Annotated in this window: 23 protein-coding genes; 5 read left to right on the top strand and 18 right to left on the bottom strand. The window is 51.3% G+C overall.

Translation table 11 applies throughout. From position 1 onward, the window contains the following. A complete protein-coding gene (gene guaD, locus ACP7A4_RS20360; protein WP_426248085.1) occupies positions 1-1,299 on the top strand; it encodes a guanine deaminase in 1,299 nt (432 codons plus the stop codon). Positions 1,300-1,502: 203 nt separating this feature from the next. On the opposite strand, the gene ACP7A4_RS20365 is transcribed toward guaD, so the two are convergent. Then, complete coding sequence (locus ACP7A4_RS20365) at positions 1,503-2,270, bottom strand: GntR family transcriptional regulator (protein ID WP_059764082.1); 768 nt, start codon at positions 2,268-2,270, stop codon at positions 1,503-1,505. Positions 2,271-2,500: 230 nt separating this feature from the next. On the opposite strand from ACP7A4_RS20365, the gene ACP7A4_RS20370 reads away from it, so the two are divergent. Then, entirely contained in the window at positions 2,501-3,691 is a 1,191-nt protein-coding gene (locus ACP7A4_RS20370; protein ID WP_203302748.1) for a benzoate/H(+) symporter BenE family transporter, read from the top strand. A gap of 46 nt (positions 3,692-3,737) precedes the next feature. On the opposite strand, the gene ACP7A4_RS20375 is transcribed toward ACP7A4_RS20370, so the two are convergent. Further along, positions 3,738-4,499 carry an SDR family oxidoreductase gene (locus ACP7A4_RS20375; RefSeq protein WP_203302747.1) on the bottom strand — a complete coding sequence of 254 codons (762 nt, stop codon included), beginning with the start codon at positions 4,497-4,499 and terminating at the stop codon, positions 3,738-3,740. Between the two features lie 183 nt (positions 4,500-4,682). Here ACP7A4_RS20375 and ACP7A4_RS20380 point away from each other — a divergent pair, with 183 nt between their 5' ends. After that, complete coding sequence (locus tag ACP7A4_RS20380) at positions 4,683-5,687, top strand: NADP-dependent oxidoreductase (protein WP_426248057.1); 1,005 nt, start codon at positions 4,683-4,685, stop codon at positions 5,685-5,687. Positions 5,688-5,810: 123 nt separating this feature from the next. Here ACP7A4_RS20380 and pyrF read toward each other — a convergent pair whose 3' ends face one another. Further along, complete coding sequence (gene pyrF / locus ACP7A4_RS20385; protein WP_162207811.1) at positions 5,811-6,509, bottom strand: orotidine-5'-phosphate decarboxylase; 699 nt, start codon at positions 6,507-6,509, stop codon at positions 5,811-5,813. A 231-nt stretch (positions 6,510-6,740) separates the two neighbouring features. Between pyrF and ACP7A4_RS20390 the strand changes: the two genes are divergently transcribed. Both ACP7A4_RS20390 and ACP7A4_RS20395 read left to right on the top strand, forming a co-directional pair. Then, a complete protein-coding gene (locus tag ACP7A4_RS20390; protein WP_082149311.1) occupies positions 6,741-6,908 on the top strand; it encodes a DUF2897 family protein in 168 nt (55 codons plus the stop codon). A gap of 127 nt (positions 6,909-7,035) precedes the next feature. Beyond that, entirely contained in the window at positions 7,036-7,599 is a 564-nt protein-coding gene (locus ACP7A4_RS20395) for a TetR/AcrR family transcriptional regulator (RefSeq protein WP_203302745.1), read from the top strand. 58 nt (positions 7,600-7,657) lie between these two features. On the opposite strand, the gene ACP7A4_RS20400 is transcribed toward ACP7A4_RS20395, so the two are convergent. The 15 genes from ACP7A4_RS20400 to ACP7A4_RS20470 all read right to left on the bottom strand — a co-directional run bounded on the left by ACP7A4_RS20400 (position 7,658) and on the right by ACP7A4_RS20470 (position 25,323). After that, the gene (locus tag ACP7A4_RS20400) at positions 7,658-7,990 is read right to left on the bottom strand and encodes a ComEA family DNA-binding protein (protein ID WP_059764092.1); all 333 of its coding nucleotides are present in this window, start codon (positions 7,988-7,990) and stop codon (positions 7,658-7,660) included. A 240-nt stretch (positions 7,991-8,230) separates the two neighbouring features. Beyond that, the gene (locus ACP7A4_RS20405; protein WP_426248058.1) at positions 8,231-9,352 is read right to left on the bottom strand and encodes an acyltransferase family protein; all 1,122 of its coding nucleotides are present in this window, start codon (positions 9,350-9,352) and stop codon (positions 8,231-8,233) included. Between the two features lie 133 nt (positions 9,353-9,485). Next, entirely contained in the window at positions 9,486-10,955 is a 1,470-nt protein-coding gene (locus ACP7A4_RS20410; protein ID WP_426248059.1) for a hypothetical protein, read from the bottom strand. Position 10,956: 1 nt separating this feature from the next. Next, complete coding sequence (locus ACP7A4_RS20415; protein WP_059764098.1) at positions 10,957-11,325, bottom strand: GtrA family protein; 369 nt, start codon at positions 11,323-11,325, stop codon at positions 10,957-10,959. A 21-nt stretch (positions 11,326-11,346) separates the two neighbouring features. Further along, positions 11,347-12,312: a glycosyltransferase family 2 protein gene (locus ACP7A4_RS20420; protein ID WP_059764100.1), complete on the bottom strand. Its 966-nt coding sequence runs from the start codon at positions 12,310-12,312 to the stop codon at positions 11,347-11,349. 35 nt (positions 12,313-12,347) lie between these two features. After that, a complete protein-coding gene (locus ACP7A4_RS20425) occupies positions 12,348-14,342 on the bottom strand; it encodes a polysaccharide biosynthesis protein (RefSeq protein ID WP_059764102.1) in 1,995 nt (664 codons plus the stop codon). Positions 14,343-14,435: 93 nt separating this feature from the next. Further along, positions 14,436-15,458 (bottom strand): MraY family glycosyltransferase, encoded by a 1,023-nt coding sequence (locus ACP7A4_RS20430; RefSeq protein WP_426248060.1) that lies wholly within the window; start codon positions 15,456-15,458, stop codon positions 14,436-14,438. 177 nt (positions 15,459-15,635) lie between these two features. Continuing rightward, complete coding sequence (locus ACP7A4_RS20435) at positions 15,636-16,967, bottom strand: UDP-glucose dehydrogenase family protein (RefSeq protein ID WP_048365601.1); 1,332 nt, start codon at positions 16,965-16,967, stop codon at positions 15,636-15,638. Between the two features lie 23 nt (positions 16,968-16,990). Then, the gene (locus ACP7A4_RS20440) at positions 16,991-17,959 is read right to left on the bottom strand and encodes an SDR family NAD(P)-dependent oxidoreductase (protein WP_059764106.1); all 969 of its coding nucleotides are present in this window, start codon (positions 17,957-17,959) and stop codon (positions 16,991-16,993) included. A 12-nt stretch (positions 17,960-17,971) separates the two neighbouring features. Continuing rightward, complete coding sequence (locus ACP7A4_RS20445) at positions 17,972-18,778, bottom strand: glycosyltransferase (protein WP_203302741.1); 807 nt, start codon at positions 18,776-18,778, stop codon at positions 17,972-17,974. Between the two features lie 52 nt (positions 18,779-18,830). Further along, a complete protein-coding gene (gene asnB, locus ACP7A4_RS20450) occupies positions 18,831-20,765 on the bottom strand; it encodes an asparagine synthase (glutamine-hydrolyzing) (protein WP_426248061.1) in 1,935 nt (644 codons plus the stop codon). A gap of 130 nt (positions 20,766-20,895) precedes the next feature. Continuing rightward, positions 20,896-21,798, bottom strand: coding sequence for a glycosyltransferase family 2 protein (locus tag ACP7A4_RS20455; protein WP_426248062.1), 903 nt, complete (start codon positions 21,796-21,798; stop codon positions 20,896-20,898). Then, positions 21,795-23,135 (bottom strand): hypothetical protein, encoded by a 1,341-nt coding sequence (locus ACP7A4_RS20460; protein ID WP_426248063.1) that lies wholly within the window; start codon positions 23,133-23,135, stop codon positions 21,795-21,797. Before ACP7A4_RS20460 ends, ACP7A4_RS20455 begins: the two co-directional genes overlap by 4 nt. Further along, positions 23,132-24,055 (bottom strand): glycosyltransferase family 2 protein, encoded by a 924-nt coding sequence (locus tag ACP7A4_RS20465; RefSeq protein WP_426248064.1) that lies wholly within the window; start codon positions 24,053-24,055, stop codon positions 23,132-23,134. The genes ACP7A4_RS20460 and ACP7A4_RS20465 overlap by 4 nt, the downstream gene beginning before the upstream one ends. Next, entirely contained in the window at positions 24,049-25,323 is a 1,275-nt protein-coding gene (locus ACP7A4_RS20470) for an O-antigen translocase (protein ID WP_426248066.1), read from the bottom strand. Before ACP7A4_RS20470 ends, ACP7A4_RS20465 begins: the two co-directional genes overlap by 7 nt. Between the last annotated feature and the right edge of the window lie 3 nt (positions 25,324-25,326).

Raw genomic sequence — 25,326 nt, forward strand, 5'->3', positions numbered from 1 at the left:
ATGACTTGTAAAGCCTACCGCGCCGCCATCCTGCACAGCATCGCCGACCCGGCCGAGGTCGGCATCGAAGCGTCCTATGAATATTTTGAGGACGGCTTGCTGATCGTTGACGACGGCCAGATCAAAGCCGTCGGCAACGCCCGCGAGTTGTTGCCCACCTTGCCGGCTGAGGTGGCCGTCACTGAATACACCGACGCCCTGATCACCCCCGGCTTTATCGACACCCACATCCACTTCCCGCAAACCGGCATGATTGGTTCTTACGGAGAACAGTTGCTCGACTGGCTCAACACCTACACCTTCCCGTGCGAAAGCCAGTTCGCAGACAAAGCCCACGCGCAAGAAGTGGCGGACGTGTTCCTCAAAGAGCTGTTGCGTAATGGCACCACCACCGCACTGGTGTTTGGCAGCGTGCACCCGCAATCCGTTGACGCACTGTTTGAAGCCGCACAGCGTCTGGACCTGCGCCTGATCGCGGGCAAAGTGATGATGGACCGCAATGCGCCGGACTATCTGACAGACACCGCAGAAACCGGCTACGCCCAGAGCAAGGAGCTGATCGAACGCTGGCACGGCAAGGGCCGTCTGCATTACGCCGTCACCCCGCGCTTCGCCCCGACCAGCACCCCGCAACAACTGACTTTGGCAGGCAAACTGCTCGCAGAATACCCGGACGTTTACCTGCACACCCACATCAGCGAGAACCTTCAGGAAATCGAATGGGTTAAATCGCTGTTCCCTGAACGCAAAGGTTATCTGGACGTGTACGACCACTACCAACTGCTGGGTGAGCGCTCTGTGTTTGCCCACGGCGTGCATTTATGTGACGAAGAATGCGCGCGGCTGGCCGAAACCGGCTCGGCAGTTGCGTTTTGCCCCACTTCAAACCTGTTTTTGGGCAGCGGCCTGTTCAACCTGCCAATGGCCGAAAAGCACAAACTTAACGTCGGCCTGGGCACCGACGTAGGCGCGGGCACCAGTTTCTCGCTGCTCAACACCCTGAACGAAGCCTACAAAGTCATGCAACTGCAAGGGCTGCGCCTTAACCCGTTCAAGTCGTTGTATTTGGCGACATTGGGCGGCGCGCGCGCGCTGCGCCTGGAAGACCGCATTGGCACCCTGCAACCGGGCACTGATGCAGACTTTTTGGTGCTGGACTACAACGCGACTCCGCTGCTGAGCTATCGCCTCAAGCAATCAAAAAACATCGCTGAAACGCTGTTCGTCCTGATGACGCTGGGCGACGACCGCACCGTGCAACAGACCTTTGCGGCCGGCAACCTGGTGCACCAGCGCTGAGCGAACACGCTACAGACAATGGCCGGGGTTGGCGTAGCAGTTGCCGAAGGCGACGTTCGAACGGTGGTGGATCTGCGCCACCGCGTTGAATGGTTTTTTCGACCGCTGCGCGCCCGGTCGCGGCCTCGTGTTACTCGTCAACGCCTACGGGTTTACACGCTCGATGCCTGAATGCAGTCGCTGCCCAAAGCAGCGACTGCAAATCAAAGCTTCACCGACGGCCGTGAGGGCTTGCCCTTGGTTTGCAGCAAATGCGAAAAGACCGCGTGCAAGTCGTCCGAGGCGCTCTCTTCGTCGAGGTTGAGCTTGCTGTCGATGTGATCCATGTGGTGCATCATCAGGCTCACCGCCAGCTCGGCATTGCGCGCCTCAATGGCATCAATCAACTGCATGTGCTCATCGTAAGAGCAATGCGAGCGGTTGCCGCTTTCATACTGGGCAATGATCAACGAGGTTTGCGACACCAGGCTGCGCTGAAAGCTGATCAGCGGAGTGTTCTTCGCCGCTTCTGCCAACTTGAGGTGAAACTCGCCAGACAAGCGAATACCTGCACCGCGATCACCCCGCGAGAAACTGTCACGCTCGTCTTGCACCATTTTGCGCAAATCGGCGAGGTCCTCGGCAGTGGCATGTACAACAGCCAGTTCGGTAATGGCCTTTTCAACCAGACGCCGCGCAAAAAACACCTGACGCGCTTCTTCAATGCTCGGGCTGGCCACCACTGCACCGCGATTGGGGCGCAGTAACACCACCCCTTCATGGGCCAGACGCGACAGCGCGCGACGAATAATGGTGCGGCTCACTCCAAAAATCTCACCCAGCGCTTCTTCGCTCAGCTTGGTGCCCGGCGCCAATCGCTGTTCGAGAATGGCCTCAAAAATATGCGCGTAAACGATATCGTCCTGAGTTCCGGTGCGACCGGCCTTACCTGCCCGGGTGGGTTTCTTGAGGGGCTGCAACTGTTCGTTCATGAGGTCTCGTGTGGGATAGCGGCGGCGGATGAGGTTTTACGTTAGTACGTAAACGGGCGCCGCTGGTAATGAATTAATACTTAAAAACAGCGCGCATTGTACACAACCCAGATTGCCAGTACGACTGTACGGCTCTTTGCTGCCACGGCTGTATTGCAATGACATGTAACCTTTGCGTTTAGGCTGGCGCCCTGCACCACCCTTATTTAAAGAACAAGGAATATAGCTTCATGACGGATGCCACTCATACGCGCTTACGGCCATTGGCAGACAGCTCCCCTTCGGCCGTGGTCGCAGGTTTTATTGCGATGATGACCGGCTACACCAGTACCCTGGTGCTGATGTTTCAGGCAGGCCAGGCGGCGGGCCTGACCAGCGGGCAAATATCGTCCTGGATCTGGGCGTTGTCCATCGGCATGGCCATTTGCAGCATTGGTTTGTCACTGCGTTATCGCACCCCGATCACCATCGCCTGGTCGACGCCAGGTGCTGCGTTGCTGATTACCAGTTTGGGCGGCGTCAGCTACCCCGACGCGATCGGTGGCTATATCACCTGTGCCGTGCTGGTGATTATTTGTGGCGTGACTGGCAGCTTCGACCGCCTGGTCAAACGCATTCCTGCATCACTCGCCTCGGCGCTGCTGGCGGGCATCCTGTTTAAAATTTGCAGCGAAATATTCGTCGCGGCCCAGCACCAGACCGCACTGGTACTGGGGATGTTTATCACCTACCTGATCGTCAAGCGCCTGTCCCCCCGCTATGCCGTGCTGGGGTCATTACTGGTGGGCACGTTGATCTGCGGGTTACTGGGGCTGTTGGACTTCAAGGATTTCGCCCTCGAAGTGGCGATCCCCGAGTGGACCACGCCGTCCTTTTCACTGGCCGCGACGATCAGTATCGGCATCCCGCTGTTTGTTGTGGCCATGACCTCGCAAAACATGCCCGGCGTTGCCGTACTGCGCGCAGACGGCTACACCGTGCCCGCGTCGCCGCTGATTACCACGACCGGTATCGCTTCATTACTGTTGGCGCCCTTCGGCTCACATGGCATCAACCTCGCGGCCATCAGCGCCGCCATCTGCACCGGTCCGCACGCCCACGAAGACCCCAAAAAGCGCTATACCGCCGCCGTGTGGTGCGGAATCTTCTACGGCATTGCCGGTATTTTCGGCGCAACGCTGGCCGGGCTGTTTGCGGCGTTTCCAAAAGAGTTGGTGCTGTCGATTGCCGCTCTGGCATTGTTCGGTTCAATCATGAACGGCCTGACCATCGCCATGAACGAATCCAAAGAGCGTGAAGCCGCACTGGTCACATTTATGGTCACCGCCTCGGGCATGACCCTGTTCTCGGTGGGTTCAGCGTTTTGGGGGATTGTCGCAGGGGTTTTGACGCTGATGATCCTGAGCTGGAAAACCCGATAAGCCACACGCGTGCAGGCGCAAGCGTGCTTGAGCCTGCAGCGGGTTATCAGATCGCCAGTGCTCCGCCATCCACCGCCAGTGCATGGCCCGTGGTAAAGGCCGCACCGTCAGAGCACAGATACAACACGGCACTGGCCACTTCCTCGGCAGTGCCAATGCGCCCCATCGGATGCACGGCCGCTGCATACTGCGCCTTGCGCGGATCTGCTTCGCCGGCACGGCGAAACATGTCGGTATCGATCACCCCAGGGCAGATGGCATTCACCCGGATGCTTTTTTTCGCGTACTCAATCGCCGCCGACTTGGTCAGGCCTATCACCGCATGTTTGGATGCCGAATAAATACTCATTTTCGGTGCCGCGCCCAAACCGGCCACTGACGCGGTGTTGACAATGACGCCGCCGCCCTGCGCCACCATCAAGGGCAACTGGTACTTCATGCACAGCCACACGCCTTTGACATTAACCCCCATGATCGCGTCGAACTCGTCCTGCGTGCCGTCAGCCAAACGGCCCTGCTCAATTTCGATGCCCGCATTATTGAACGCATAATCCAAACGCCCGTAGGTGTTAACGGTTTGCTCCATCAACTGTTTGACATCCGCTTCAAGGGTCACATTACAGCGCACAAACAGGGCGATGCCGCCAGCGGCCTGGATCTGCCTGACCGTCTCTTGCCCACCATGAACGTCTACATCGGCGGCCACTACACATAACCCTTCAGCGGCAAATGCCAGGGCTGTCGCTTTGCCGATGCCCGCCCCTGCACCCGTCACGACCGCTACGCGGCCCGCAAATGTCATGCTCATTATTTTTATCCTTATCGAAGTGCGCTGCGCATCGACAGCCCGAGAAGTATTTATCGCAGTGATAAAACCCTGCCCAGCAACATCATCCAAACTGATAAAAAAACATTCGTCATCACGCATTTACTTGCGGTCAAAGCCAAGAGCGTCTATCAACAGCCTTTGCCTTTTTGAAGACTCCTTGCCATGACTGACCTGACCAATCGCCAATTCCTGCTTGCTAAACGCCCCGTCGGTGCAGCAACTCGCGACACGTTTACCTATCAAGAAATCCCCGTGGGCCAGCCCGTCGAAGGCCATATCCTGGTCAAAAACGAGTATTTGTCCCTTGACCCCGCCATGCGCGGCTGGATGAACGAAGGCAAGTCGTACATTCCTCCCGTCGGTTTGGGCGAGGTCATGCGTGCGTTGGGCGTGGGCAAGGTGATTGCCTCCTCACACCCCGATTTCAGCGTAGGTGACTACGTCAATGGCGCGCTGGGCGTGCAGGATTATTTTCTGGGCGCACCTCGAGGCTTCTACAAAATCGACCCGACTCTGGTGCCACTGCCCGTGTATTTGTCCGCGCTGGGCATGACCGGCATGACCGCCTACTTTGCCCTGCTGGAAGTCGGCACCCCCAAAGAAGGCGACACGGTGGTGATCTCTGGCGCTGCGGGTGCCGTGGGCAGCATTGCCGGGCAAATCGCCAAACTCAAAGGCTGCCGTGTAGTAGGCATCGCTGGCGGCAAAGAGAAATGCAGCTACTTGATTGACGAGTTGGGGTTTGACGGGGTTATCGACTACAAAAACGAAGACGTGCTCGCAGGTCTGAAACGTGAATGCCCTAAAGGCGTCGATGTGTATTTCGACAACGTAGGCGGCGACATTCTGGATGCCGTACTCAGCCGTTTGAGCTTCAAGGCTCGCGTCGTTATCTGTGGTGCCATCAGCCAATACAACAACAAGGAGGCCGTAAAAGGGCCTTCGAACTACTTGTCGCTGTTGGTCAATCGCGCACGCATGGAGGGCTTTGTGGTGATGGACTATGCCGATCGCTATGGTGCAGCCGGGCAAGAAATGGCGGGATGGTTAGCCAAAGGCCAACTCAAAAGCAGAGAAGACATTGTCGAGGGACTGCAAACCTTCCCTGAAATGCTGATGAAGCTGTTTAACGGCGAAAACTTCGGCAAGCTCATATTGAAGGTCTGACACGCAACCTCGTGCTCTGAGAGTTGACGAGGTACGAGGCTGCGGTCCAGTGCTCAGCACGGCTCAACCCGAGTACAGCGGTATAGTTGTCACACCCGACTACACCGCTGCCCCAAAGCGGGTTTACGCCAACTCGGCGACCACCGCCGCCAATGCCTTGGCCGGATCTGCGGCCTGGCTGATCGGACGGCCGATCACCAAATAGTCAGAACCGGCATCCAGCGCCTGACGTGGCGTCAAGATGCGGCGCTGGTCGTCCAGCGCACTGCCCGCAGGCCGAATACCTGGCGTCACCAACTGCAATGACGGGTGAGCTGCCTTCAGCGCTTGCGCTTCGAGCGCCGAGCACACCAGACCGTCCATACCGGCTTTTTGTGCCAGAGCTGCCAGACGCAGCACTTGCTCTTGCGGCTCGATATCCAGGCCGATGCCCGCGAGGTCTTCACGCTCCATGCTGGTCAACACCGTGACCCCAATCAGCAACGGCTGAGGACCTGAACGCTTGTCCAGCACCTCACGGCAAGCAGCCATCATGCGCATGCCACCCGAGCAATGCACGTTGACCATCCAAACGCCCATTTCAGCAGCAGCTTTAACCGCCATCGCAGTGGTGTTTGGGATGTCATGGAATTTGAGGTCCAGAAATACCTCGAAGCCCTTGTCTCGCAATGTACCGACAATTTCAGAGGCGCAACTGGTGAACAATTCTTTGCCCACTTTGACGCGGCACAGCTTGGGGTCCAACTGATCAGCCAGTTTCAATGCGGCGTCACGCGTTGGGAAATCCAGGGCGACGATAATAGGAGTCTGGCAGTCGGACATTAGCGGGTTCTCAGGCAGGTCGAAATCGGCGCGCATTGTAGCGGAACCAGCCGCTTACCGGCACCCGATGATCGTAAATTCGCGATTTTAGTCATCGTCCAACAATTAAAGGGCATGGCGGGATAAGCGGCCTACAATTGAACCACTGACGCCTGACTGCACTCACATCTATCAATGGCGAGGCAATGAGCAACCTCTTGCTCGGCAGCGCGCCCATTCAAGGAGAGATTTATGCCCTGGTATGCCTGGTTAATTCTGATCGTTGCTATTGGTGCCATCGTAGGCGGGCTGATGACCCTGCGTGACACCGCCAACAAAGTCGAACTCACTGATGAACAGCGTAAACGCGTTGCCGAACGCAACGCAGAGATGGACGCCAAGGAATCAAAAGACAATTAAACGCTGAGTGACGGACAGTTTTAAACGTGTTCATAGCCAAACGCCTACACGTCTTTACATAAAATCGCCCATACAACCTGCGGAAACACAGGCATATGATGGCTGATTGAAATCAAGGACGCACGCCATGAGGTATTCCCAAGACCATAAGGCCCACACCCATCAGCGCATTATCGAAGAAGCCTCTATACGTTTTCGACGAGACGGCATCGGCGCAACGGGGTTACAGCCTCTTATGAAAGCATTGGGCCTGACTCATGGCGGCTTTTATGCGCACTTCTCCTCCAAAGACGAGCTGGTCGAAAAAGCCCTCCAGCACGCTGCCTCCGAGGTGGATGGTCGCTGTAACAAGCTGTTCAACACCACGGACCCGCTGCATACCTTTATCGACACTTACCTCTCCGAATGGCACCTCACCTCCCCCCACGAGGGCTGCCCGCTGCCAACCATGTCCATCGAAATGGCCCAGAACGGCAACCCTAGCGCGACCACCGACTACGTCATCAATGCCCGGCTCAAGCAAATCCAGGATGTATTGACCGGCCCTGACGCCGAAGATCAAAGCATTGTGCTGTTTGCCACCCTAGTGGGTGCGCTGGTTCTCTCCCGGGGCGCCGAGAACGACGACTTGAAAGAGAAGATTCTGGATGTAACGCGTAAAGCGTTGAAAGGTCCTGCTGCGCAGGCTTAAACAACAAAAAGCAAAAAGGCCAGTCACAGGCTGGCCTTCTGTCATACATCGATAGGGCTTAGTTAACCGCAACCTTGTCACGGTTCTTCTCGTAGATCGCCTTGCCTATTCCCTTGACCTCCAGCAACTCGTCCGCAGAAGCAAAATCACCATTCGCTTGCCGGTAGGCCACGATGGCTCTGGCTTTAGCGGCGCCAACACCCGACAGCTCACGCTGCAAGGTCGCTTCGTCTGCCGTATTCAAATTAATGGTCATCACTTGAACATCAGGTGCCACTTGAGCGGGTGTAACGACTGCGGCGGGCGGTGTGACTGGCGTATTGGCACCCGCCAACCCCGAAATACCCGACAACATGGCCATGACGAACAAAGGAACAAGTGCAATACGCATGAGTGACACTCCAAGACATCGTTAAATGGAAACAGCTTTCCTGAGCTGTATGCCAAACCTAGACGATGTCGAGAAAGAGTCAAAAATCAAGCAATTGCAGCATGTGTATTGAGCCTGACGAGCGCACTGCGAAACCGATGAAGCAGGTGCGAAACATGCCGGAAAACTGTGATTAGAGATACGAAACAGGCTCATATTTACCCGTGTTCTCACACGCGGTTAACAATGGCCGTCCCTCTTTCAAACCACAGTGGCTGGCTGAACACCTGTACGATTTACACCCCTCAAAAATACAACCTTGCGCACTTTTTCATTGAGTGGTTTTTCAACAAAGAAGTGAGTGAGCAACGCCACAAACTGACAGACGAAAAAGCTTATAACCAGCAAGCCTAACAAGCCAATTTTCGGATACAACGTGTATCGATCGATCACAAAGGTGATCCAGGGAAGGACTAACCAATGAGTTAAATAGAGGCTGTACGACGCATCACCCAGCACACTGAAAACCTTTGGCATTGAGTAGTGGGGCTCCAGGCTTATCGCTGCCCATACGATGAAAAATGCAAACGTACCCCAGACCAACACCCGGTTATAGGCGCCCCCAACACTGGACATCAGCGCATGAAGCTCTGTGTAGTAAAACACTGGGACAATCAACAGCATCAATGCTGCCGACAACCACTTATTCAAAAAATAGCCATTGAGGTAGCACCCATAAAGGATAAGACCGAACAAAAACTCGATCATCATGGGTGTGGCCAATAGCTTTAACGGCGGAAAATAGCTTGCAAACGTGGCCCCCGCAGAGCCAAGCAACAGTGCAGAACCCAGCAATAACAGTGCATAGGAGATGGCCACATGAAAAAAACTTTTAGCACCGAGCAGAAGCATAATAGCCACGGCGGTGTAAAACAAAAATTCAAGTTGCAGTGTCCAGCCGACATTCAGCGTGGGCGCTACAACGGCATGAGTGAAGGTTAAAGACTCAAACAACAACGTCCAGTCCAACTTAGCCAACCCATAGACATTGTTCACTTCAAAGTTTGGGGTTAACCCTGAATAGCGCACGATCAGGGCAGTCAAAATAACAAAGGCGGTCGCCACGAAATACAAGGGCCAGATACGAACTATTCGACGAATAAAGAAACTGACACCTCCCATTTTCGGGAGTTGACTTACGTTATGAGAAGCACCAAACAAGATGTAAGGAATAATGAATCCACTGATAATGAAAAATATATCCACACCAAAACCACCCAGATGAATGGTGTGTGATGACACACCAAAGGCATTGAGAGGTGCGTGAGCAAATATTACCAGCGACGCTGCTACAAACCGTAAAAACTGAATATTATTTATCACTTTTTATTCCGCACACAGTTAATTTTTTCGGACTCGCCAACTGCTCGCTCTCGCCCATCTTCAATGCAAACACCTGTCATGCCCTGCCCCTACTGCTCAGCCATTTCATTATTTTAATTTAGCGTTTCACAACTTACTTCACGGCCTGCTTGCTAAAGCGTTGGATCAACATCGCCACGAGGACAAAGACTAGAAGCAGTGCCGCTACAGATAAATACATGCTCGCCGACATCCAGGGCCCTTGTCGGCCGAAATAATATTGCCACTCACCACTTTGATAACTCAACCCTTGTGCAAGAGCCTGGGCATTGTTTGACTGAAGAAACATTAATGGCGTGATGAGCAAAGCCGCATAAATAACACTCCATATCCGCAGGCCAAACGAAAAACCTGACATGGCGAAGATAGCTGCACTGACTGGCAGCACCCCTATCCATTGCCTGCTTTCCGAGCCGAACAACAGAAAGGGTAAATAAGCAGCCAGTACGACAATCAGTGCCCGGGGCACATTACGCTCGCGCTTGATACTCCAGCGATAAAGGCTCCACAGGGACAACACAATCACCGGGCCGAACGCATAAAAGTGTGCAACCAGCGGTTTAAACGGCGCCGCTAGTGATTGAAATGTCATGAACTTGGTCAACGGCGGGCCTGCGAACCCTACAGACCAATCAAAACTTAAGTACACCCACACAAAGGTACTGGCAAGCACCACAAGACTCACGCACAACCACTTTATGTTCAATGCCGACCAGACAGAACGGTCGACGATCATCCTTGAGTAGATCCAGGCGACATACAAAACGCATAAAATAGCGGCGACATACGTCAGTGGTAGCCATTCAGTCAGCGCTGTTTGACCATTTTTATCTACGGCATGAACAGCAATTTTCTCAACAGAAAAGCGCAGTAAGTGTTTTAACAACAACGCAGCAGCAATGACCCCGGAGACTGCAAATATACGAACTGACAACACCTTGGCTGACTGACAACCTTCATCCTTGCTGGCGTGCTGAAAAGGGAAGCACAGTAATACAAGAGGCAATAAAAACAACCCGGGCAGTACCCAGACACTCAGCACACACAGACCTGACAGCCACACCCGAAGAGACTTTGACCACAGCCAAAGTGCTGTACAACTCAACGCAATTGCAGCGTGATCACTGAGAATTGGGTAATACACCGGCATGACCAATACGGGCCAGGTCAACATCAGCAAAGCTGTCGACATTAACGCCGACTTTCGTTCGCACCCTATATTCATCAAGGCTGAATAAAACAAAGCCAGCCCCATGGAAACAACGAACCCATTCACCAACATTTGAAAGGTCAAGAAGTACGTTGGCGACAACCCGAGTGCGGCACCGCCAATCAAAGGACCAAAGCCTGGCATCCGCATTAAACGATACGGATCGCCATGAATGGCCTCCCCTCGGGCAAGCCGCTCAATATAGTTCAAATAGATCGAACCATCCCATCCCGTCCCTGCATTGACCGCAATAGTACCGCACACCCAATACACCACAACAAACAGCAGAATAGCGAACAGCACAATCATAGATTGAGTGGTGTAGCGATGTGCAAAAAAACTTTCTTTACTCACGTCAAAACCGTCCAACGAATAAATACTTCGACAGAAAATAGGTACAGGGAATAGTCACGGCAACAGCAATTAACGGCGCTATCCATTGAGGCATGCCGAGGTATTCGACACTGCCCCATACCACACACACGCCCAACACATACTGCGCGGCATACACAAGTGGGAACAGCAGGATTGATGCTGCCCCTTGGGTTGCCTTAAACACAAAAAAACGCCCCATGACGTAGGCGAAAATGATCCCAAATACATAGGAGACGGTATAACTCAGCCTGAAATCAAGCACTTGCAATAAGGCAAGGTAAATACCGTATGAGAGCAGTGTTCCCATACCGCCCGATACCAGAAAACGGACAAATCTATGCTTGAACATTCAACGCTTCGCCTTAAACACTTATGTTTCTATTACCGAAACGGCTTCACCCGCTTTTGCACCCGCGTAGACAGAGCTGCACATCGGAATCGCAAGTGGACGATTCTTGGTGTTTTCATAAGTTCGCCAGGCGTACGAACCTACAATTCCCATCCCCAACAGGTTGAGGCATCCCAAAAACGTCAGCGTGATCATGATCATTGCATAGCCGGGCACTTCAATTGCGCCATGCAGCTTGGCAATTAGCGTCAACAGCCCAAACAGCGCTGCCACTCCTGCCCCCACAGCGCCTGCTCTCGTCAACCAACGAATCGGCAAGTCGGTGAATGAGAATACGCTGTCCATCAAATAATTAACTTTCTTGCGTAATGTCCATGCTGACTTGCCATGCTCACGTGTCTGTCGTGTGTAAGTGACTTGTTCTCGGCGGAACCCCAACCAAAAAATCTGGGCAATCAATGAACTGTGTCGCTCATCCAGTGTCAAAAGCGTGTCACGAAACGCTTTGTTGCAGGCGAACATATCAACCCCGCCGGGTGGGATTTCCGGGACAACAAAGCGTCGGTAAGCCCCCCAAAACAGTGAAGACGATAACTTGCTCAGCCACGGATCATTCCTGTTTTCGCGTACCCCCACCACCACGTCGGCTTGATCATTGAGCAACAGGCGATTCATTTCTATCACCAGTTCCGGCGGTTCCTGGAGGTCCGCAGCCATCACTGCAAATCGACTACCCGTGCCGTATTGCAAGCCGGTTCGGATGGCCATGAACGATCCGAAGTTTTTCGACAATAAAATCAGTTGCGAACCAAAACGTTGCGTGGAAAGCGTGTCGCGCAATATTTCATAACAACGATCCGGGCTGCCATCCACAACGAAAACAACCTCCAGCGCATCATTGAGTTGCTCACTCATAGAGGAGATGGCAGGTAGCAAACTGGGTAAATTGCTTTCGTTGCAATAGACAGGGATTACCAATGTCAGCACTTCAAATTCCTTGCGTAATACATAGCTCACACCGATCAGGGTTCTAAACGGCGCTGCTGATAGATCCAGTCCACAATTTCACCGTCCGGCGCATAACCACTCACGGTGTCGCGCAATAGTTGTCTCACGCGTGAATAATCATCCTGCTCAACGGCTTGCAGTAACTGCGACAAACGCTGCTTAAGCTCATCCCACGAAAGTAGATCTTCGGTGGCGCTCATGATCATCGGATGCTGGGTGGCCACAACGTTGTCACCAATCAATAACTCTTCGTAGAGCTTTTCACCAGGACGCAGCCCCGTGAATTCAATCTCGATATCGCCGTGCAGATTCTTGTCGGAACGTACGCTAAGACCGGAAAGATGGATCATCTTCTCAGCCAATTCAACGATGCGCACCGGCTCCCCCATGTCCAACACAAACACATCGCCGCCCAGGCCCATTGAGCCCGCTTGGATAACCAGTTGCGCCGCTTCCGGGATCGTCATGAAGTAGCGCGTGATTTTCGGATGCGTCACGGTTAACGGACCGCCCGCTTTGATCTGCTTGTGAAACAGCGGAATAACTGAGCCCGAAGACCCTAATACATTGCCGAAGCGCACCATGGTAAAGCGGGTTTTATTAACCCGAGATACATTCGCTTTATCGCCGAACAGTACTGGGGCCAATTCGCGACTGAGCGCCTGCAACGTCATTTCTGCCAGACGTTTGGTGCTACCCATAACATTGGTGGGCCGTACAGCCTTGTCGGTCGAGATCAACACAAAGTTCGCAACGCCTGCCTGCAACGCCGCCTGAGCGGTATTGAGCGTACCGATGACATTATTCAGCACGCCTTCGGCAATGTTGTGCTCAACCATCGGTACATGCTTGTAGGCAGCGGCGTGATACACCGTATCAACTCGCCAGGTTTGCATCACATCCAGCAATTTTTGCGGGTTGCGCACGGACCCCAAAATAGGCAAGACCCTCACCGACAAAGACTCGCGGGTTACACGCTGTTCAAGTTCCGAAAGAATGCTGTAAAGGTTGAATTCACTGTGCTCAAACAACAGCAACGTGGTTGGACGTAGTGCAAGAATCTGGCGACACAGTTCAGAACCAATCGAGCCGCCGGCACCGGTCACCAGAACACTTTGCCCCTTGATGCAATGCTCAAGAAGTTCACCTTGGGCAGGCACAGCATCACGACCCAGCAAGTCAGCAATGTCGACCTCCTGGATGTCATCTACTTTGACCCGGCCACTGGCCAGGTCCATGAAACCCGGAACACTTCTCACGTGCAGAGGAAAGCCTTCCAGCAACCCGAGGATTTCTCGACGACGCCCGCGCGAAGAAGACGGTATGGCCAGCAGCAACTCCTGAGCCCCCGTTCGGTCGATCATTTGCTGTATGTTTTTAGCCCGGTAAACCTGCAAACCAGAGATCACTCGGTCTGCGATGCTTTCATCATCATCAATAAAAGCCACAGGGCGCATGACTCGCCCCATCCGCAATGCCGCAACCAATTGATTGCCCGCCGCGCCTGCACCATAAATCACAACCCGGGGCAATCCGTCATCGCGATTGGTAAAAGGCACATGTTGTGCCGCTGCGAACCAGTCCCCGAGAAAGTATTGACGCATACCCAGGCGCAGCCCGCCCAACATGATCAGGCTCAGCCACCAGTAGTTGAAGATGATCGAACGCGGCACCACATTTTGATGGTTGCTGTACCAGTACACGACCACGGCCAAAATCAGCGATGAAAGGCTGACGGCTTTGATAATGGCGATCAACGCATCATTTCCGAAGTAACGCATTACCGCGCGGTACATGCCGAAACGAACAAACAGAGGTATCGCAATCACCGGCGCACAGACAAAAAGCCACGTGTGCATCACGATCGGATTGATCATCTCGTCAACGCCAAGGCGCACGACAAAAGCAAGCCACAGCGCGAGCCAGACTAATAAAACATCTGTGAATACCTGCAAAACGCGTTTGTGCCAGCGTGAGAGGTTGAGCAAATACGATCTGATTCTATCCATAACGCCTTCTAACACCTCTGTAACTCTTGATTGCGATAAGAGTAACTGTTAACTCATTGCGTCAATACCGCAATTTCCTTGTACGTACCGCTTTCAAGCCACAGGTTCAGCAGTGCCGGCCTTGAATTTATAGGCCAGAGCGATCAACGGGACATAAGCCAGCACTAGACACAGCGCACCATTCCAACCATAGACACCCACCCCCAAGGCAATCGGGAAAAGCCAAACAATATTGATGGCCGCAACGGTAAGGGTGACCGGCAAGTGACGACCCGCTGAGCGCGAGGCATATTGGTAACCATGCGTTCTATGCGCCTCATAGACTTTCTCTCCACGCAGCAGACGCCTGAAGAGTGTGAACGTTGCATCGACAATGAATACGCCGAGCAAAATGAGCCATACCCAAAGCAGTTGAGACTGCGCCCAGGCGGCCTGAAGCGACAACACACCGAGAATCAAACCGAGGAAACCACTGCCTGCATCGCCCATGAAAATGCGCGCAGGAGGGAAGTTCCACAAAAGAAACCCCGCCACAGCCGCCGCCAGCAAGAGAGGCGCTACGAGCAGATAACCCGCACTCCCTGCCAGCCAGTAAATAAGGGCAGCCCCCAAGCACGCGCAAATGGCCTCAATACTGGCAAGACCGTCGATACCGTCCATGAAGTTATAAAGATTGAGCATCCAGACTAAATAGAAAGCCCCGAGCACATACCCCGCCCAACTTAAGTTTATGGTCCAGCCAAACACCTCTATAGAAGGCAGCCCCCCAACCCAAAAGAGCGCCCACAATGCAGCACTGAAGTGCCCCAGCAGACGCCAACGCGCGGCAATATGGCCATGATCGTCCATGAAGCCAATAACTGCGACTAACGCTCCGGCCCCAAGAATGGACACTGCCGCGGCTTGATCAATAGCACCGTCGACATAGAGCAAAACAATAGCCAATAAATAAATGACCACAATGGCAACACCTCCCCCTCGCGGGGTCGGAATCACATGTGAGCTTCGCGCATTAGGAATATCGATGATGTTGCGGCGCAGCGCATATTGACGCAGCACCCAAGTCATCAACGCAGAACCCAATACAACGGCGATAAAAAATAAAGAAATATCCATCAAAACCTCTAGACAGGCCTGCGATTCAAGCCCTGCGGGTGTGCGAACCAGCCAAGCGTCCAGATTGCAACTGTGTTGCGTGTCAAGCCGCCGTCAGAGCGACTCAACACACAGTTGCCATCCATCACAGGGGCCGCAAATCAAAGCGCCTGCAGAACTGCACTCAGATCGCGCACATTAAACGGTGCTATTGCGGCCAATGGAAGAGTAAGCAATGCCCGCTTTGGACATGGCTTCGGGTTCAAACAAATTACGGCCGTCAATCACAATGCGCTCTGCCAGGTTAGACGCCAGCCAGGCAGGGTCTACGGCTCTGAATGCTTTCCATTCAGTGCAAATAACCAAGGCATCACTGGAGGCCAATGCTTCATCACTGGTCGCACACAGCGTCAGGCCTGCTTGATCCTTGTAGATACGGTGGCATTCTTCCATGGCTTTAGGGTCATACGCCTTAACCTTACCGCCAGCCGCCCAGATGGCTTCCATCAGCGTACGGCTTGGCGCGTCGCGCATGTCGTCAGTATTAGGTTTAAAAGACAGGCCCCAAACCGCAATGGTTTTGCCTTCCAAACGACCGCCAAAAGCATCAGACAGTTTCTGGAACAGTACTTTTTTCTGACGGTTATTAACTTTCTCTACTGACTGAATCAACTCCGGCACATAACCCACTTCCAACGCCGTTCGCGCAAGGGCTTGTACATCTTTCGGGAAGCAAGAGCCGCCATAACCACAACCCGGGTAGATGAACTGATAACCAATGCGCGGGTCGGAGCCAATGCCTATACGAACGCTTTCGATGTCCGCACCCAGCTTTTCAGCCAGGTTAGCTACTTCGTTCATGAAGCTGATTTTAGTTGCCAGCATGGCGTTGGCTGCGTACTTGGTCAGCTCAGCAGAACGGATATCCATGAAAATCAGCTTGTCGTGGTTACGACTGTAGGGGGCGTAGCACTCGCGCATACGGGTTTTTACGTAGTCAGAATCCGTACCAATGACGATTCGCGCGCCCTTGGTAAAGTCTTCAATGGCTGCACCCTCTTTCAGAAACTCAGGGTTGGAACAGACATCGACCGTCAACGACAGGTCACGCGCAGCCAACTGATTCAGAATTTCAGCCTTGACCTTATCCGCGGTCCCCACCGGTACCGTGGACTTATCAACAACGATTTTGTGTTCGTTCATATGCTGACCAATGGATTTGGCCACCGCGAGAACGTATTTCAAATCTGCCGAACCGTCTTCGTCCGGAGGAGTGCCGACAGCAATAATTTGAATTTCGGCGAATTCAATCGCTTCGCGCGCATCGGTCGTGAAGTTGAGGCGACCCGCTGTGTAATTCTGAACAACCATCGCCTCCAAACCAGGCTCATAGATGGGGATAATACCCTTCTTCAGGTTATTGATTTTTACTTCATCAATATCGACGCATGTCACATGGTGCCCAATATCTGCCAGGCAGGTACCGGTGACCAAACCTACATACCCCGTGCCGAAAATAGTAACTTTCAAAGTATCACCTGCATTTTCAAATATTAAACATTGTAATAATTTTTGAACCACGAAACGAAGCGTTCGGAGCCCTCTTCAATTTTCACCGCGGGGCGACAACCGGTAGCCTCGTACAACGCTTGCGTATCAGCCCAGGTTTGGGATACATCGCCAGCTTGCATAGGCAGATAGTTGTAAATGGCTTTTTTATCAGCTGCTTTTTCCACGGCTCGCACAAAGTCCATCAATTTGACAGGGCTGCCATGGCCAATGTTGTAGACGTGGTAAAGCGGTTCATCAGCACGCGGCGAACGCTGAACCAGCGCAGAGACCGCCTCGACGATGTCATCGATGTACGTAAAGTCCCGTGAAAGCTCGCCATTATTGTAGATATCAATGGGTTTACCTTCGAAAATAGACTTGGTGAATTTGAACATCGCCATGTCCGGCCGACCCCAAGGACCGTAGACGGTAAAAAATCGCAGGCCGGTGGTCTTGAACTTATAAAGGTGTGCATACGTATGAGCCATAAGCTCATTCGACTTTTTGGTCGCGGCATACAAACTGATTGGGTTATCCACCGAATCGTCAACACTGAATGGCGTCTTTTTGTTAAGCCCGTAGACAGAGCTGGAAGACGCATACAGAAGATGCTTAACAGCAAAATGGCGACACGCTTCTAAGATATTAAAGAATCCCACGACGTTAGCCTGAATGTAGGCTGACGGATTCTCAATCGAATAGCGAACGCCCGCCTGGGCAGCGAGATTGACAACCACATCAAACTGATGCGATTGAAAAATCTCATTCAGCTGAGTCGCATCACTGATGTCGGCCTTCATAAACTGAAAGTTGGTGACCGCTTCCAACTCTTTCAGTCGACTGTGTTTAAGCTCAACATCATAATAGTCATTGAGATTATCAATGCCCACAATGGAGGTCGCGCAACTGGCCAGGCGTTTAACTAATGCATGACCAATAAAACCAGCGGCCCCGGTTACTAAAATCTTCATGGTGTCTGTCACTCAGCGCGCGAATTTATAAATCAATGTTCTTACAAATGAAGGCGACAGACGAGTGATCGACCGCGCACACACATTGAAGAGGTACTCACTCGGCGTTAAAAAGCCGATGCTTTTCTGGTATTTCAAAATGGCCAGCTCATATTTCAAATGATCGGCTTTACGGCGCTCCATCATACCGGCCCCTGCGCGCATATTGAGCAGGACTTCCGGCACGTTATGCAGCGTGTACCCGCGCTGTAACATAAGCGACCACAACGCATAATCTTGAGCTTTTCGGAACAATGGATAGCCGCCCACGGCCAAAACTGCCTCTTTCCTGAACACCACAGTCGGGTGGCTCAGCGGGCTACGGCGCTTGGCAAAAGCCATAATGTCTACGTGTTGCGAGGGCGTGTGACGTATGCCGCTAGCTACACTCATAGTGACGTCGTATTCCTCGACCAACGCCCCTACGACCGCAATTTCAGGGTGCGCCATTAAAAAACCAATCTGTTTTTCAAAGCGCTCAGGCAAGCACACATCATCCGTGTCCATCCGCGCGACGAACGCGTGGTCACAAGACTCAAGCCCCTTATTGAGAGCCGCAGCCAAGCCAATATTCTGTGCCAGTCTGACGCTCTTGATATTCAGTGAGTGCCTGAATTCTTCAATCGTGCTCTGGAGCACCGCATCAATCACACCGTCTTCAACCAACACAACATCCGTCGCTTTTAATGTCTGAGCCTCCAGACTTTCCAAGCATTGGCGTAGGTTCGAAGGCGTCTCATCTTTATAGATGGACATCAGAACAGAAAACGTAGTGTTCAAAATATGGACCTCAATGGAATTCGCGCATAACACTGTCTCGACGTGACCGGATCTATTGTTCTTGCAGCCATGCTTGAAACATCAAAATGGCCCACAATATTCCAGATCGGTCATAACGTCCACCTGCATGCTGCGCCCACAAGGCACGCACCGCCGGTACATTGAAATACCCTTCCTGAACAAGCCGTTGCTCATCGAGAAGTGTTTCAGCCCACTCACGCAAAGGCCCGCACAACCAATCCCTAAGCGGTACGCCGAATCCCATCTTTGGACGATCAATCAGCGCTTGTGGCACATATTTATATAAAATCTGCCGCAGTATCCACTTCGAGTCATTGCCTTGCATTTTCATAGACAAAGGCAATTGCCAGGCAAATTCAAAGACTCGGTGATCCAAAAAGGGCGCCCGACCTTCGAGTGACACAGCCATCGAGGCCCTGTCCAGCTTGGTCAGTACCCCTTCAGGCAAATACGACAGGGTATCCAGGGCCATCATCTGCTGAATATCATCGAGCGCAGTGAAATCAGGCGTGTTACCGATCAAACATGTGTCGGGCTCGACACCATTTATCACCAACGTTTGCGGGTTGGGGTGTTTTGAAACTAGCCCCACATAGATATCTTGTGCACTGCGAGAGGACATTACACGGGCGGCTTTGTGGACTTTATCTCCGACACTGCCATAGCCCGATAGCTTGGGTACCTTACTGGCTAACAGATCGAGCGTAGCTGGAGAGATCGAAGTCAACATGGCACTGGACAGCGACCGTATCGGCCGTGGCACTTTCTTGAGTGCCGACCAAAATTTGGCCGTCATCTTGTAGCGATTGTAACCACAAAATAATTCATCTCCGCCATCACCTGAAAGCGAGACAGTAACCTGCTCGCGTGCGAGTGCAGAAACAAGATAAGTCGGAATCTGTGATGAATCAGAGAAGGGTTCATCATAGATGCTCGGTAACTTGGGGATCACATCCAAAGCATCAGCTGAAGACACATACAACTCATGATGTTCGGTCTTCAGATGAGCTGCTACAGCCTTGGCGTAGCCAGCCTCATCATAAGACTTATCGTCAAAACCGATAGAAAATGTCTTCACGGGACGACTCGATTGTTTCTGCATCAGAGAAACAATCAAAGAAGAGTCAATACCACCCGATAAAAAAGAACCCAATGGAACGTCGGCAAGCATTTGCTGGGATATGGTGGTCTCTAACAAGGTTTCCAAATGCGCGGTTGCTTCAGGTGCATTACCCTTGAAAGGATCGTTCACGGAAGACTTTATAACGTCCGCCACATCCCAATACTTTGTTACTTGCACCTCAGGTTGACGGCTTGAGACACACGCATATTCGCCCGCCTCAAGTTTGAAAATGTTTTCATAAATTGAGTACGGCGCCGGAATATAGCCATAACGCAGTAGAAGCGATATACCGGGTCGGTAGATATCAGCGTTGAAGGCGGGGTGTGCCTTGAGTGCCTTAAGCTCAGAACCGAATAAAAATGTATCGTCTTGCCATCCGTAATAAAGAGGCTTTTCACCTAACCGGTCTCGAAACAAATAGAGCGCCTGCGCCTGCGTGTCCCACACCGCGGCTGCAAACATGCCCACCAAGGTATCAAGCCCACCCAAGAGACCGTAATGCTCAAAACTGGCAAGCATAGTTTCCGTGTCTGAGGTCCCCTTCCATGTCAGTGAAGGATTAGCCTCCTCCAATACCTTTCTTAGCTCCAGATGGTTATAAATCTCACCATTGAAAGCCATGACATAACGGCCACTGCTGGAAAACATTGGCTGATGACCAGACGCCGTCATATCCACAATGGCGAGCCTTCGATGGGACAACCCAATACCGTGCTCAGCGCAAAACCATTCGCCACTGGAGTCTGGCCCACGATTTACTATCGCCAGCCCCATGTTGCGCAGGGTGTTGGTCGGATCATTCAATAAAGCCGTTTTCTTTAAAAAGCCTGCGAATCCACACACTGCTTACCACCCTGATAATTCAATTTGATTTTACTGCAGGCTAAAATACACGGTCTTGATTGAGCGAAATCACTTCACCCCATCAACAATTATGAATTATTTTTCATCTATGAAACCTGACACTTTACGGTCAGTCGACAAGCCGTCCTTTTTTTCCAGACATCACATCTCTAAACGCTTTAACTATGTAAGCCCTTCGGGCTTTGCCACGCTCTGAAAAAAACATATAAACAGGTAACTTCAACATCAATATGACAGCACGTTCAAACTTCCATCGCAACGGAACATGACGTCTTGTCAACATATACAACCCGTTGCGGTACTGGTAGTAGTGCCGTATGGGGGCTGGCATGCCCACCGAAAAAAACAGGATTTTTCTATGGCCCTCACCCAGCATGTGCTGCATGGCCAACTCGGTGTCTACAAAAATACCCAGCCCTTTTACATTGCTTCTCCAACACCAATCCCAGTCAACGTAATCAATAAAAAGGTCACTGTCTTTGTCGCCAACCGCTTTAAATGCCTCAAGCGAAAAGAAAAAACCTGAGCTCAGGGTCTTTTCGACCTTCATCAATCCTTGCGGCTCTTTAACGCCATGGTAATAGGCGCCGTCCTTCGCACTCACGGCGACGGGACCCACCCCACCGACTGAATGACCTGCTTCAATCAGGTACTGATAAGACCGGATAATGCGCTCGACATAATCCCCAGGCAAACTGGAGTCTTGATCCATTTCAATGAAATAAGTAGCGCCTTGAGAGGCCGCAAGCCTTATACCTCTATTTTGTGCTTCGGCAATACCCAGGTTTTCATTGAAGCAGAGCAATGCTGCATTAGGAATCGTTTCTAATAAGCGTTTAATATCCTCTTTCGCACTTGAGGCGTCAGAGTTATCGCACACAATAACGCTTCCCACCTGAGCGGCATAACTCGCCAGGTTTTTGCTAAAGTCCAACATCTCAGGGTTGTAGGTTGTGACAACAATGGCTGTTTTTTGAGCGATGTTATTTTCAGAAAATTTTGGCGAGATCATTTTTCTACATCCGTTTTACGAGGAAGCAAACAACAGACAAGCTTAAGTAAAGAAAAAATAATCACTACGTCTAAGATATAAGCAAACCCTACAGACGGCTCAAGTAGCATCGGTAGGCCACGCAGCCAAAGTGTCGTCACAATCGCCGTAAAATATAGATTCCCCGTCCCCAGCCTGCTCAGCGATACAATGCACGCAAATACAAAGCCTGAAAAGAGCACCCACACCCAACCAAAATAAACACCAAAATATTTATAGGCGAACAAATCAAAATGACTGGTTGGCCCCCCTGATATCTCATGGCCCGGAAAATAATAAAGCAACGCCTGTCGCCCGACGTTGAAGTTATTCACCGTATACCCCAACCGCTTACTCAGCATCGTGGAACCTACCACTGGAGAAAGAAACCTCACCCACAGAGCATCAGTCTCAAGCTTATCGATCACATCATTGGGCAGGGTCAAAAAATATTTGTCGGCATTCCCTAATACACGCAGCATCAAACGCTCAACAAGTACACTTCCACCGTCCATATACGTCGGCTGTGAATCTTTATCGAAGCCCGCTTTCTCCAGATTTATTGACAGCACAAACAATGCAAACACAAGCGCAATAGCAAATACCCCACCCGCATATATCAACCGAAACTTAGCTTTGCGATGAAAAATTGCGATTGCCACAAAACTACTGTAAAGGGCTTCAAGCATGGCAAACTTCGCACCGTTCACAGCCGAGCTCAATACAGCAATTAAAAGGATAAAAAATATCAGCGCGTAATATTTAATGCCCAGACGCCTATACGTCAGCCATTGCTTGCACACCAGCAGTGTCAAGTACGCAATTACAAAAACTCTGACACCGTCCGCGACACGTACAAAAGCACCATAGCCACGATTCTGTTCAAATCTGTTAGTTTCGGCTGTAATACCCAAACCAATTTGCAGAACCAGAAAAACAAGTAATAAAATATAGACACATAGCAAAACATAAAACTCTACGATACCACTCCCCTTAGGAATCAGGAGCACATTGACTGCCTTAAACAATCGTATCGGAGAGCGCACAATAAACGCCCTAAAGCTCACAATAAATAACACTGCATAGCCAAAGACTGTATAAAAAAGAAAATCAGATATCAGGCCTAGTGCATAAAGCCCGATGATAATCCCATAGGAGGTGCCAAAGGTGAATGTAAAATAGAAATGCAGCGGATCCAGATACGCCGCTGGCGCCACCTTCCGTACGGACAAATAGAGTGCTAAACAGCAAGCAAACATCCATATCAGAAAAAGAGGAAGATTATTGAAAAAAACAACAAAAAACTCACCCGAGCTCATTTTCCCTCTCTCACGCTATAGTGTTTTGCTTTAGCACAGATCAGACTTGCCATCGCCATCAGGCCATACCCAAATGCTTTTGCACCTGAGCTGAACAATATAGATAGCGCCGTCCGCACGTCCAAACGCTTTAAAGCAACCAACGTATAAAACCCTACCGCAGTGCCCAATGCTCGGGGCTTAAGGTAGGCAGGTGTTAAAGCAATCAAACTCTGGCGAACAATTTTAAAATGCCGCAACATATTTTTATAGCTATTGGATCCATGTTGCCGATAATGAACCACATTTATTTCCGGCTTAAACAGGAAGTCCTTATCACACTCCGGATACAGAGTGAGCAGCTTTACAAACGTCGGAAAATCATCAAGCGTCAGCTTGTTATCCCACCCCCCTATCGCCTTGAGGGCAGCAACCCTGAAAACCGTAGACTGTAGGAGTATCGGCGATGGGTACCTGAGAAACATTTCAGCTTCCCGATCACAGCCTTTCATTTTAAAAAAACGGTTTTGAGCAGCTCCATAGATAGGGGTTTCGGATTGACCACCCTCTTCAAAAAAATTGACCCCGCCACCCACACAAAAATTTAAAGATGGATCTTGGTCTAACGCGTTAATACAACTCACCAGTCCCTCGGGACACGGTATATCATCTGATGCAACAAAATAAATGTATCCCTCAGCTGACATCGCAAGCCCTAGATTCAACGAGGACACTAAACCGGCATTCTTCTTAGTCACCAGTTCAATCGCAACAAAGGGGTGGGCTTCAACAAATTTAGAAACCCTCTCTGCTGTAGCGTCAACTGAACCATCATCGACCACGATAACTTTAAAATCAGGAAGCTCAATCTTAACGATGGACTCCAGGCATTCAATTATAAAGTCTTCGTGATTATACGCGGGAACAATGACTGTTAACATTTCTCTACCATACCCACTGATTTATTCTTGAGTGTATAGTTAACGCACACCACAACAACTGCCCAATAGCATGCATAATTTACTGTATAAGCCATCGCAGTACCTACCAGCCCGTACTTATCGCACAGCAGCCTTGTCAATACATAAAGCGTGATTGAAAAGACAATCTCCGTCACCATAAACAGCTTAAACATGGCTTTACCCAGCATCACATAGGCAAACAACCAACTGCATATCTTCATGATGTCGCCCACCACCTGCCAGCCGAAAAGCTCGCGCATGGGTGCAAACTCGCTGGAAAATAACACTTGGATAATGAAGTCTTTTAATAGGTAAATAATCAATGCTGCAACGACCGTGAACGGCACAATTATTTTATAACCGTTCAAGATCTCTTTCTTAATATCAGACAGCCCGACGAGCTCTGATAAACGCGGTAAATAATAAACACTCAGCGTGGTGGTCATCAGCATCAGGTAGGCGGCACTGAGTCGCCACATGGCCTCCCAGTAGCCAGCCGCCTCCCAGCTTATGCTCTCTCCCAAGTAATCACGAATGAGAATTTGGCAGACCGGCATGCAGGCCGCAGACGTGAGAGCCATGGCCGTAAACTTGCTTAAGTTCAGGGCCGTTTCTTTATCCACACGACCGAACAAGTATCTAACTTTGAACCACGGACGCGTGGTGCACAGATACAACGTAATGAAAAAGCTCAACGACTGGTACACCGCCAATGCAACTAGAGCACCGTACAAACCAAAGTAGATCGTAAGGCCACCGGTGACCAATAGCGCAAAGATACTCCCGGCAATATTGGCGGTCACATAAAGAACAATTTCTTTTTTGCCGTTCAGAATCGCCAACAACAATGTGTTCAACGTGAAGAAAGCCAAGGTCGCAGCAAACCAGATGAACACACCATTGAGCGCCCTGTCCTTAAGAAAGAACGCTGCCAGTTCGTGACTAAAATAAACAATCACCAACGCTGTCAACACGCTACCCACTAAGGCGATTGTGCCTGATGCCTGCCAGACTCTGCGTTGCTTTTCTTCGTCTGCATGGTACTGCGCTGTGTATTTCGTGACCCCCGTGTTAATCGCCCCACTGGAAAAGGTAGTAATCATTTGTACAGCATTTTGAAACTGCCCCAACGCTGCATAGCCTGATGGCCCTACATACAGCGCCAGGACTTTATTAATCCCCAGCAGGGTCAGCATTTTTATCAGTACTGCGATGCCATTCAACAAGCCGGTTCTAATAAGATTCATAGT

It is taken from the genome of Pseudomonas sp. TWR3-1-1 (genome assembly GCF_049896545.1).
Classification (GTDB): domain Bacteria; phylum Pseudomonadota; class Gammaproteobacteria; order Pseudomonadales; family Pseudomonadaceae; genus Aquipseudomonas; species Aquipseudomonas weihenstephanensis.